This window comes from Nonomuraea sp. KM90 (genome assembly GCF_052246675.1).
GTDB lineage: Bacteria > Actinomycetota > Actinomycetes > Streptosporangiales > Streptosporangiaceae > Nonomuraea.
In genome coordinates, this window is record NZ_JBQQCB010000212.1 from 1 (window position 1) to 10,969 (window position 10,969).

At 73.2% G+C, this 10,969-nt stretch carries 9 protein-coding genes; 1 reads left to right on the plus strand and 8 read right to left on the minus strand.

All coding sequences use genetic code 11. The annotated features are described in order from the left end of the window. The 7 genes from ACTWPW_RS60725 to ACTWPW_RS60755 all read right to left on the minus strand — a co-directional run. The coding region (locus ACTWPW_RS60725; RefSeq protein WP_443174496.1) for an ABC transporter permease at positions 1-689 on the minus strand (689 nt) is incomplete at its 3' end. Continuing rightward, positions 689-1,642, minus strand: a complete 954-nt coding sequence (locus ACTWPW_RS60730; RefSeq protein ID WP_443174497.1) for an ABC transporter permease — start codon at positions 1,640-1,642, stop codon at positions 689-691. The genes ACTWPW_RS60725 and ACTWPW_RS60730, both read right to left, overlap by 1 nt. After that, complete coding sequence (locus tag ACTWPW_RS60735) at positions 1,643-3,214, minus strand: ABC transporter substrate-binding protein (protein ID WP_443174498.1); 1,572 nt, start codon at positions 3,212-3,214, stop codon at positions 1,643-1,645. It lies immediately after the preceding gene. Between the two features lie 97 nt (positions 3,215-3,311). After that, positions 3,312-4,898, minus strand: coding sequence for a PucR family transcriptional regulator (locus ACTWPW_RS60740; RefSeq protein ID WP_443174499.1), 1,587 nt, complete (start codon positions 4,896-4,898; stop codon positions 3,312-3,314). A 48-nt stretch (positions 4,899-4,946) separates the two neighbouring features. Then, complete coding sequence (locus tag ACTWPW_RS60745) at positions 4,947-6,257, minus strand: serine hydrolase domain-containing protein (RefSeq protein ID WP_443174500.1); 1,311 nt, start codon at positions 6,255-6,257, stop codon at positions 4,947-4,949. Beyond that, a complete protein-coding gene (locus ACTWPW_RS60750; RefSeq protein ID WP_443174501.1) occupies positions 6,221-8,086 on the minus strand; it encodes a S9 family peptidase in 1,866 nt (621 codons plus the stop codon). Before ACTWPW_RS60750 ends, ACTWPW_RS60745 begins: the two co-directional genes overlap by 37 nt. A 135-nt stretch (positions 8,087-8,221) precedes the next feature. Further along, positions 8,222-8,812 carry a DUF4240 domain-containing protein gene (locus ACTWPW_RS60755; RefSeq protein WP_443174502.1) on the minus strand — a complete coding sequence of 197 codons (591 nt, stop codon included), beginning with the start codon at positions 8,810-8,812 and terminating at the stop codon, positions 8,222-8,224. Between the two features lie 222 nt (positions 8,813-9,034). Between ACTWPW_RS60755 and ACTWPW_RS60760 the strand changes: the two genes are divergently transcribed. Continuing rightward, complete coding sequence (locus ACTWPW_RS60760) at positions 9,035-10,330, plus strand: UDP-glucose dehydrogenase family protein (RefSeq protein ID WP_443174503.1); 1,296 nt, start codon at positions 9,035-9,037, stop codon at positions 10,328-10,330. Positions 10,331-10,480: 150 nt separating this feature from the next. On the opposite strand, the gene ACTWPW_RS60765 is transcribed toward ACTWPW_RS60760, so the two are convergent. Further along, positions 10,481-10,969: hypothetical protein (locus ACTWPW_RS60765; RefSeq protein WP_443174504.1), on the minus strand; the 489-nt coding region annotated here is incomplete at its 5' end.

Genomic DNA, 10,969 nt, shown 5'->3' on the forward strand with positions numbered 1-10,969 from the left:
ATCCCGGCCAGGCCGAGCAGCGCGCCGCCGAGCGCCTGGGTGAGGTTGAGGATGAGTGGCTCGGCGATGTTGGGCAGCACGTGCCTGGTCAGGATGCGGCGGCGGGGCACGCCGAGCATGTGGGCGGCGGCGACGTAGTCGGCCCCCGCGACGGTGGCGGCCAGCGTCTGGGTGAGGCGGGCGAAGCCGGGCGCGATCGCCGCCCCGATGCCGAGCACCGCGCCACGCGCGCCGAGCCCGGCGACGACCGCCGTGAACATGGCCAGCAGCAGCCCGGGGAAGGCCACCAGGGCGTTGACCGTGCCGGTGGCCAGCCGGGCGGCGCGCCTGGGCAGCACCGAGGGCAGCGTGCCCAGCACGACGCCGGCGACGGCGCCGATGAGCGTGGCCGCCAGGGCCAGCAGCAGCGAGTAACGGCCCGCCACCAGGACCCTGGCCAGCAGGTCGCGGCCCAGGTTGTCGGTGCCGAGCGGGTGCTCGGGCGAGGCGCCCTGGAGGATGGCGGCGGCGTCGATGCGCTCGGCGGCCGCGCCCCAGAAGATCGGCCCCACCACGGCCAGGACCGCCATGGACACCACGATGACGGCCCCGGCCACCCCGGGCGCGTTCCTGCGCAACCGGCCGCGCCCCCCGGGCCCGTTCGCGCGCGGGCGGCCCGTGGTCCGCACCCTGTTTCCGAGCAGGGTCATCAGGCCTCCTTGATCGCGGACGTCGGGTCGAGGGCGCCCAGCGTCAGGTCGACGGCCAGGTTCACCACCAGCACGATCGCCCCGTAGACCAGGATCACGCCCTGGGCCACCGGATAGTCCTTCTGGGTGATCGACTCGACGATCTTCAGTCCGAGTCCCGGCCAGGCGAAGACGTACTCGACCAGCACCCCGCCGGCGATGAGCGAGCTCAGCAGCAGCCCGCCGACGGTCAGGGTGGCCGTCAGCGTGTTGGGCAGCACGTGCCGCAGGTGCAGCCGGGCGGCGGGCAGGCGCTTGGCCCGGGCCAGCCGGACGTAGTCCTTGCCCAGCTCGCGCAGCGTCTCGACGCGCGAGATGCGGGCGATCATGGCGGCCGGGCCGGCCGCGAGGGCGAGCACGGGCAGCACGTACGTCACCGCCCCCGCCTTGCCCGCGGGCGGGAACCAGCCGAGCCCGATGGCGAAGACGGCCACGAGCCCGATGGCGTACAGGAACTCGGGCACGGCCACGGCGGTGCCGGTCGTGGCGCTGAAGGTGAGCTCGGTGCCGCGGTTGCGGCCGTTCTCGGTGCGCACGGCCGCCCACATGCCCAGGGGGACGGCCACCAGCAGGGACAGGGCCGTGGCGAGCAGGGCGAGCGTCAGGGTGTTCGGCAGGCGGGTCAGGATGACCTCCCCGACGGGCTCCCCGGTCAGGAACGAGGTCCCGAAATTTCCGGATATGACGTTGGTGGCGTACGTGAAGAGCTGCTCCGGCAGCGGCCGGTCGAGGCCGAGCGCCGTCCGGCGCGCCTCGACCAGCTCCACGGGCGCGGCGGGCCCCAGCGCGGCACGCACCGGGTCGCCCGGGATGAGGTGGATCATCGCGAACGAGACCGCCATGAGCACGGCCAGCGACACCACGAACCGCAGCACCCGCCGCACCACCCGCCGCACGCCTGCACGGCCTGCCATTCAGCCTCCCTGCGCGAGGCGGATCGAGGTGGGCGCGAACAGCCCGGCGACCATCTGGTACGTGGCCCCCTTGGCGGCCTGCACCACCGTCGTCTCGACCACCGGCACCAGGTCCGCGCTCTCGAACAGCGCCGACTCGGCCGCCAGCCATTGCGCGCAGCCCTCGGCGGCCGGCTTCAGCGTGGCCTCGGCGACAAGGGAGTCGTACTTCTTGTTGGCCAGGTGCGCGAAGTTGGCGCCCTTGGGCGCGGCCGGGCCGGACAGGAAGCCGACGAGCTGGCTGGGCAGCGTGACGCCGATGGGCAGCCAGACGACGTCCCAGTCCTGGGTGGCGTTCAGCGACTCCGACAGCTTGGTGTCGATGGCGCCGTTCAGCTTCACCTCCGCGCCGGCCTTCTTCCAGGCGGCGGCCAGGTACTCGGCGGCGGCCTGCGTGCCGGCGCCCCGGGTGGTCGCGTACAGGAAGCGCAGGGTCAGCCGCTTGCCGTCCTTGACCCGCACGCCGTCGGGACCCGCCTGCCAGCCCGCGGCGTCGAGCGCCGCGGCGGCGGCCGCCGGGTCGTGGGCGGGCACGTGCCCGGTGACGGTGTCGCCCTGGCAGGGGCGCGGGTGCAGGACGAGGCCCGTGGGGGGCTTGCCGGTGCCGCTGGAGGCGATCCCGGCCAGCTCCTTCAGGTCGATGGCCTGGGTGAGCGCCTTGCGCACGACGGGGTCGCGGGTGGGCCGGTCGTCGCCCTGGTGGTAGAAGAACTGGCCGTTGGCGACCGGGATGACCTCCTTGGTGAGCCCGGGGGCGGCCTCCAGGCGGCTGCGGTCGGGGCCGTAGATGGTGGCGCCGTGGATGGTGCCGGAGACGAGGAGGTTGGCGGCGGTCTGCTCGTTCGGCACGACCTTCAGCACCACGGTCTCCGGCACGTCCTTGGCGGTGCCGCCGGACGGGCCCCAGGTGTACTCCCTGCGGACCTTGAACGTGTAGTGGTCGCCCGGCGCCGCCTCCGTGAGCCTGTAGGGGCCGCTGCCGGAGGTGCCGCGGGCCAGCAGCGAGCGGTCCTTGACGCCCTTGCCGCACACGACGTAGATCATGCGGGCGCTGTCCAGGATGAAGCTGAACGGGTTCGGCATGGACAGCGTCACCGTGCCGGCCGCGTCGTCGGCCGCGGCCTTCATGCCGGTGGGCACCAGCACGCCGTAGATGGGCGACTTGGTCGCCGGGTCGGCGATGTGGTTGACGCTGGCGGCCACGTCGGAGGGCGTGACCGGCGCGCCGTCGGAGCAGGTGGCGCCCTTGCGCAGGTTGAAGGTGACCTTGTCGGGCTCGACCGTCCACTTCTCCGCCAGGCCTGGCACGATCTTGCCGTCGGCCGTGACGCCGACCAGGGTGTCGTAGGCCAGCGACAGCGTGGTGAGGGTGACGTTCAGGACGCCCGTGGCGGGGTCGAGCACGCCCGGGTCGGAGGGGAGCGCGTAGGTGAACGTGCCGCCCCCGGCCGGCTCGCCACCTCCTCCCGCTCCTCCGCAGGCGGCCGCGAGCAGGGCGAGTGCGGTGAGCGCCGCGGCTTGTGGTGTTCTCATGGGTACTCCAGACGAGCGTGGGGGGAGAGCACCACCTTCGCCGCTGTCAGGTGCCGCTTCTTCGTGGCCGATCACGAAAAAGCCGGGCCGCCTCGTCCTACCGGCCGAAGATCCGCATCTGCAGCATGACGGTGAGCCGGGCGTCGGGGTCCGCCAGGTCCAGGCCGCTGATCTCGACCAGGCGCTTGAGCCGGTAGCGGAAGGTGTTGGCGTGCACGTGCACACGGGCGGCGGCCAGGTTGACGTCCCCGAACGCGTCCAGGTACGCCCCCAGCGTGGCGGCCAGCTCCGTCCCGTGCTCGGCGTCGTGGTCGAGCAGCCGCTGGTAGGGCCCGGTGGGCGCCTGCTCCTCGGCCGCGGCCACGTCGGCGACCTGGAGCAGGAGCGACTCGAAGTGCACCTCGGCGTAGCCGGCGGCCTGCCCGGCGGTGCCCCGGGTGCGCAGCACGCGCAGGGCCCGGTCGGCGTCGGCCCGGGACCTGGCCACCTGGGCGAGGCTGAGCGCGAGGCGGCCGACGCCGATGTTGGCGGCGTGCCGGGGCCCGACCCTGGCCAGGAAGCTCTCGGCCACCCGTACGGCCCGCGCCTCCTCGTCGCCGCCGGCGGCCAGCGGCAGCACCGCGTACGCGACGGAGCCGACCAGCGCCGCCGCGGCCTTCGGGTGGATGGCGCCGACGTGCAGCGCGAGCGCGTCGCAGAAGCGCTGCCGGTCGTTCTCGCCCTGGGCCGGGTCGGCGGGCACGCCGGCGAGCTGGGCGGCCAGCACGCACAGGCGGGTGGTCGCGATGCCGAGCCGGCCCGCCGCCTCGGCCGCGTCCGCGCCCCCGGCCAGCACCGTGGACAGCAGGTCGGCGCGCAGCCGCCGCTGGGTGTCGGCACCGGCCCGCTCGCGCAGGAGCTGCAGCGCCACGATCTTGGCCGCGTCGGCGAGCGCGCGCTGCCGCTGCGGGCTGAGCGGCTCGCGCACGACCGCCCAGATGGAGCCGAGGATCTCGTCGCCGACCCGCACCTCCATGGCGGCCCGGTTGACGATGGTCTCGTCGTCGAGCTCGATGTGGATCGGCCCGTGGCTCTGGTAGAGCCGCTTGAAGACGCCCTGCTCCTCGAGCTGGCGCAGGTAGCGCTCGGGCACCTGGCGGCCGAGCACGGTCTCCACGCGGCCCGGGTCGGTCTCGTCCTGCCGCCCCGAGAAGGCCAGGACCCGCGAGGACCTGTCCTCGATCGTGACGGGCGCGTCGAGGAGCGCGCAGACGGCGTTGGCGAGGGAGAACAGGTCGCCGTGCGCGCCCTCCCCGTCCGGCTCGGCCAGCTCGCCCTCGGCCAGCAGGGACCGCAGCAGCGCGGCCACCTGCGCCCAGGAGGCGGCCCTGGTGAGGCCGAGCACGGCCACGCCGGTCTCCAGCACCGCGGCACGCACCCGCTCGTCCACGTCCACCGGCAGCTTCACCACCACGCCGGAGGCGTGCGGCACCCGGTCGAGCAGGGCGCAGATCTCGCCGGCGCCCTGCACCCCGACGGCGAGCAGGATCGCGCCCGAGGGCACGATCAGCTCGTCGAGGGGGTCGTAGACGTGCACGCCGGTCACCTCGGCGTCGAGCTCGCCGGGCGAGGCGGCCACGTCGAGCACGGTGGTGCCGAGGTCGTGGAGGATCCGCCCGAGACTGGCGCGCGGGCGGTTTCTCATCCGCTCACGATATTCCACGGCACGTCCCACGGCGGCCGGTGAATCGTCTCACCCGGTCTTCGGGGTCGCGCGGGCGCCCAGGTGCACGTACGGGGAGCCGTCGGGCAGCTCATAGAACACGGCGGACATCCAGTCGGGGTCTTCCGGCGACCTGAAGACGAACGTGGTGTCGTCCACCGCGACGAGCCGGCTCTCCTGCGGCTTGTGGAGGTCGGCCAGCGCGCCCGTGGCCTCCATGCGCAGCCACGGCTCCCCGTCGCGCAGCGACACCGTCATCCGGGCGCCGGCGCGCTCGTACACGCCGGTGTAGCGGCCGGCGTCCACCTCGACCGGCGTCTCGGGCGGGCCCAGCGTGGGCGGCACGGTCAGGCCGTCGAGCTCCTTGAACAGCTCGGTGGCCACGGCGCGGGTGAAGGAGCCGGAGTGGCCGCCGTTGGTGGTGACGCAGGCGATGGTGCCGGTGCCGGGCACGGCCCAGAGCATGGCGTGCTGGCCGATGGTGTTGCCGCCGTGGGAGATGACGCGCTGGCCGTCCCATTCGTCCAGGATCCAGCCGATGCCCCACTGGCGGCCCAGCGCGTACGGGTTGGGGATCTCCACCTGCGGCTCCCACATCGCCTGAGGGTCGGCGAGCAGCCCGCCCTCCACGTGGGCCCGGGCGAAGGCCACCACGTCGGCCGGGCGCGCGCAGACCAGCCCGGCCGGCCCCGCGGAGCGCATGAGCCCCCACATCGGGGCGGGGCCGCCCTCCACGTGGCCCATGGCGGCACGGAAGCGCAGCACGTCCTCGGGCAGGGTCCAGGTGTGGGTGAGGCCGAGCGGCTCGACGATGTCCTCCTGGAGCACGTCGTCCCAGCGCTTGCCGGTCAGCACCTCCAGGACGCGGCCGGCGATGGTGAAGCCGGAGTTGCAGTAGGACTGGGTGACGCCCAGCGGGTGGTTCTGGACGAGGTCGGCGCACGCCTCCACGTACTTCTGGACGCAGTCGTCGCCGCGGCCGGTGTCGAGGAACAGGTCCCCGTCGATGCCGCTGGTGTGGGTGAGGAGGTGCCTGATCGTGACGGTCTTGGTCACCTCGGGGTCGGCCACCTTGAAGTCCGGCAGCACCTCCGCCACGGGGGTGTCGAGCCCGAGCCTGCCCCGCTCGATCTGGAGCATGAGCAGCGTGGCGGTCCACACCTTGGTGATCGAGCCGATCTGGTACAGCGAGTCGGGGGTGGAGTCGACGCCGGTGGCGGTGTTGAGGGTGCCGGCGGCGAACTCGTGCAGCTCTCCCTCGTGCAGGTACGCCAGCGCCGCTCCGGGAACCTCGTACTCGGCGATCAGCTCGGGGAGCCGCTGACCCATTGCTCCAGCCACGCGATGATCCTTTCGTTGTAGTCGTACCGGTGTGAGGGCCGGCCGTTCAGGATGAACAGGTGGGAGGCCCCCGGGTAGCGGACGAGCCGGACGGGCACCCGCCGCTCGCGCAGCGCGGCGAACCACTGCTCGGCCTGGCCGACCGGGCACCGGTCGTCGCTCTCGCCGTGCAGGATGAGGGTGGGGGCGGTGACCTCGGTGACGCGGGTGATCGGGGACTGGGCGGCCAGGTCGCCCGGGCACTCGTACGCCTTGAGCGCGAATCCCATGTCGGAGGTGCCGGACACGCTGGTCAGGTCGGTGACGGAGCCGCCCGCGACGGCCGCCTTGAACCGGTCCGTCGCGGCGGTCAGCCAGCACGTCATGTAGCCGCCGTAGCTGTAGCCGGTGACGGCCAGCCGCTCGGGGTCGGCGATCCCGTCGGCCACCAGGTCGTCGACGGCGGCGAGGAAGTCCTGTCCGTCGGCCAGGCCCCAGGCGCCCACGGCGGCGGTGTAGAAGTCGCCGTAGCCGTCGCTGGCGCGGGGGTTGAGGGCGAGCACGGTCCAGCCGCGGGCGGCCAGGGCCTGGTGGTAGAGGTGGAAGCCGTCGAGCACGGGAGCCCAGGCGTTGTGCGGGCCGCCGTGGACGTCCAGGAGCAGCGGGCCGGGGGTCGTGGCGCTCTCGTCGCGCAGGACGAAGCCCTCGACCTCGGTGCCGTCGGGCGCGGTGAAGGTGCGGCGGACGGGCGTGTACAGCTCCACGTCCGGGAGGGCGTGCCCGGTGAGCCGGCGCGGGGCCTGCTCGCCGGGCTCCAGCAGGTAGACCTCGCCGGCGCTGTGCGCGGTCGCGGCCACGTACGCGACCCGCCCGGCCGCCACGCTCACCCCCGACACGCTGACGTCCTCGGGGACGAGCCTGTGGGCCGGCGCCCGGTAGAGGTGCGTCGAGCCCCGGTCACGCACGCAGAACAGCAGGTCATCGCCGAGCAGCGCCGGGGAGGCGCCCGGGTAGCCCGGATACCCCGTCATCACGTTGCGATCGAGCCCCGTCTCCACCTCGGCCAGGCCGCCGGCCCCCAGGGTGAACAGCCGCGTGTGCCCGACGGGACCGCCCTTCAGCCCCGCGACGATCAGCCGCTCGTCATCCCCCGTCCACCACACGCCGGTACAGATGATCTCCGGCCCGGTCAGCCGCTCGGGCGTCCCACCCGCGACCGGCACGGCGTACACGGCCCCTTCGGCCTCGAGGTCACCGTCGGGCGCCATGCTCGCCACGAACGCCAGCCGCTTCCCGTCCGGCGACCACGACGGCTCACCGGCGTGGAAGTCACCCTCGGTGACCCGCACCGCCTCCCGGGACTCGACGTCCACCACGAACAGGTGCGTGGTGATCCCGCGCAGCAACCCGGCCCCGTCGGCCTTGTGGTCGAGCCGCTCGGCCACGACGGGCGCATGCGGATCAGGCGCCTGCCCACCGGAGCCGACCGGACCGGCGAAGGCGATGCGGGCCCCGTCCGGCGACCACCGCGCCGCGCCGGCGCCGAGCGGCGCCTCGGTGACCACGACCGGCTCGCCGCCGTCCATGGGCAGCAGATGAAGCTGCGGCTTACCGTCCACGGCCCGCAGGAACGCCAGCCACCTCCCGTCCGGCGACCACCGGGGCGCGCTCCCCTCGGCCAGCCGCCGCGGCGGCGCGCCGGGCGCGGCGAGCCAGATCTCCGCGCGGTTCTCGTCGGCATCCCGATCGACGGTGGTGAGCGTGTACGCGACCGCACCGCCATCGGGTCGCAGCGCGGGATCGGACGGTACGGCGAAGCGGTAGAGATCGTCCAGGGAGAGACGTGGCATATCCGAACCGTAGGCCACCGCCACCCGCCCTGCTTCGGTCTCCCCGACGAACACCACCGCCCCTGTTGTGTCCCCCCACCAACCACCCCCGGCGGCTCCCAAGGAGCTCAGCGGCAACGGCATGGCTCTCGCGATTCAGGCCCGGCCGTACACCTCGTGCACGTAACGGTTGATTCTTGGCAGCCTTCGGGCTGATTCTTCCTCGTCGTCCAACTTCCAGGCCTCGTCGCCGGGGCAGGGCAATGCGAGCAATTCATGGCCACGTGCCTGCAGAGCGTCGGAGAAGCTTTCGCGGTCCTTTCCTGTCACTCGTTCCCAGGCTCCATCAGCCACGTAGTCCAAGATCTCGAACTGCGGCCGGTCGTCGTTCGTCCATGAGGGTCCACGATGCTCCATGGTCACCAGGCGCCGCACTTCCGGCACGTCGGCCAGGGCGTCCGGGTCACCGGCCACCCGTTCGAAGACCTCGCGTCCCAGGCCCACGAGCCACATGTGGAAGTACCAGAAGCCGTCGTCGGAGCCGAACCCGAACAGAGCGCGCATGGCACCCCACATCAACCACGTGTCCACTCGGCGCCGGGCCGCGATCATGTGCGACGCGAAATCGATGACGTCCTCGGCGGAGCGTTGTTCCAGCACGTCTTGAAGCCATGCCGCGCGCGCCTTCTTCCCATCCGCTTCGCGCCCGGATTGCTCTATCAAGCGCCAGAACTCATCGGTATCCACAAGCGGCGATCATGGCAGGGCCGAGCGGAGCGCGCACGGGGCGTGTCGGGTGGGGCGATCGGACGGGGGCCGGGAGGCGGTACCCGGGGGCCGGGGTGGTGGCGGGGCGAGGACAATAACGGGGAGGACAGTAGGGTGATGATCCTCCGCCGGTTTCGGCAACTCAGCTTCCCGAGCTAAGCGGGACGCCCGACGGGCGCCCGCGAGAATGGATGGTCAGCCATGGTTGGCAAGCCGGAACGGCAGGTGGCCGTGTTCGGTGCCGGGTACATCGGTCTGGTGACCGGTGCCTGCCTCGCCGAGCTCGGTCACCGGGTGGTGGTCCGGGACATCAACCCCGAGAAGGTCGCCCTTCTGCGGTCCGGCGACGTGCCGATCTACGAACCGGGCCTCGGCGACATGATCGCCAGGAACAAGGAGCGCCTGACCTTCACCACGGACCTGCGGGAGACCCTGGACGGCGCCGAGATCGCGTACGTGTGCGTCGACACCCCGCCGTCCGCCTCCGGCGACGCGGACCTGTCGCGGATCTGGTCGGTCGTCAGGTCGCTGGAGGGCGCCACCCAGCTCAAGGCGGTCGTGGTGAAGTCGACCGTTCCGGTGGGCACCGGCGCCCGGGTGCGGACCGCGCTGGACGAGGCGGGCCTGGCCCACGTCGGGTACGCCGCCAACCCCGAGTTCACCGCCGAGGGACGGGCGGTCTCCGACTTCCTGAACCCCGACCGCATCGTCATCGGCGCGGCCGACGAGGCGACCGCCCAGCTGATCGCCGAGCTGCACGACGGCGTGGACGGCCCGGTCGTCGTGATGGACGTACGCTCGGCCGAGATGGTCAAGCTCGCCTCCAACGCCCTGCTCGCCACGAAGATCAGCTTCATCAACGAGATCGCCACCCTGTGCGAGAAGACCGGCGCCGACGTCGAGGAGGTCGCCCGCGCCGTCGGTCTCGACCACCGCCTCGGCCCCCACTTCCTGCGCCCGGGCATCGGCTGGGGCGGCTCCTGCTTCCCGAAGGACTCCGAGGCGCTGCGCCAGCTGGCCAGCAACACCGGCTATCACCTGCAGCTCCTGTCGGCCGTGATCGAGGTCAACAACCTGCAGAAGCGCCGCGCCATCCAGCAGCTCAAGGACGAGCTGGGCACGCTGACGGGCATGCGGGTGGCGCTGCTCGGGCTGACGTTCAAGCCGGGCACGGACGACATGCGCGAGGCGACGAGCACGGTGCTGGCCGGCCGGCTGCTGGCCGAGGGCGCCGAGGTACGGTGCTGGGACCCGATGGCCCGCCCGGCCGAGACGGAGCCGTGGACGTCCACGACCCGGCACGCGACACCGGAGCTGGCGCTCGAAGGCGCGGACGCGGCGATCGTGGTCACCGAGTGGCCGCAGCTCAAGGACGTCGACTGGGCGCACGCGGCGTCGGTGATGCGCCGCCCGGTGCTGTTCGACGGGCGCAACCTGCTGGAACCGGCGGAGATGCGGGGGCTGGGCTTCACGTACATGAGCGTCGGGCGCCCGTGACCCCCGCCCCCGGGGGCGTCGGGTGGCCTCGGCCTTGAGCGCCGAACGTCCGCGACCCAGCGCGTCCGAACGTCCGTGACCATGGGCACCGGTCCGCTGTCGCCCCGGTGCCCACCGGTCGGTCGGTTCCGGCCGTCGGCCGGGTCCTCGTCAGGTCTCCAGCCGTGTCAATGCGGCGAGAAGTTCGGCGCGGGCCTCGTCGTCCTCGCGCACCTGCCGGCCGTAGGTGCCGTAGCGCGATGCGGGGGCGTCGCCGTACGCCTGCTCGCGTAGCTCGGGCAGGAGCGGCGCGGCGTCGGCGGCCAGCTCGCGCAGCGGTTCGGCGAGCCACGGGCCGGCGCCCAGCCGGGCGAGCTCCCTGCGTACGGCGTCGACGAGCGGCGCGGCCTCGCCGGTCACGCGGCGGATGGCCAGCGCCGCGGCGTCGAAGTCGTACGGGTCGTCGAGCAGGGCCCGCAGCCGTGGGACGAGCTCCCCGGCGGCCGGTCCGATCAGACCGGCGAGCTCGGCCCCGGCCGCCACGCGCCCGCCGCCGTCGAGCGTGTCGGCGGCGACCCGGACCGGCACGGCGGTCTCCCCCGCCCGCAGCAGCAGCCGGGCCGCCTCGATGCGGGCCTCGGCGGCGTGGTGGTCGTCTCC

Excerpts from the sequence above, each read along its gene's own strand:
- ACTWPW_RS60730 (WP_443174497.1), bottom strand. The coding sequence starts at position 1,642 with ATGGCAGGCCGTGCAGGCGTGCGGCGGGTGGTGCGGCGGGTGCTGCGG.
- ACTWPW_RS60735 (WP_443174498.1), bottom strand. The coding sequence starts at position 3,214 with ATGAGAACACCACAAGCCGCGGCGCTCACCGCACTCGCCCTGCTCGCG.
- ACTWPW_RS60740 (WP_443174499.1), bottom strand. The coding sequence starts at position 4,898 with ATGAGAAACCGCCCGCGCGCCAGTCTCGGGCGGATCCTCCACGACCTC.
- ACTWPW_RS60750 (WP_443174501.1), bottom strand. The coding sequence starts at position 8,086 with ATGCCACGTCTCTCCCTGGACGATCTCTACCGCTTCGCCGTACCGTCC.
- ACTWPW_RS60760 (WP_443174503.1), top strand. The coding sequence starts at position 9,035 with ATGGTTGGCAAGCCGGAACGGCAGGTGGCCGTGTTCGGTGCCGGGTAC.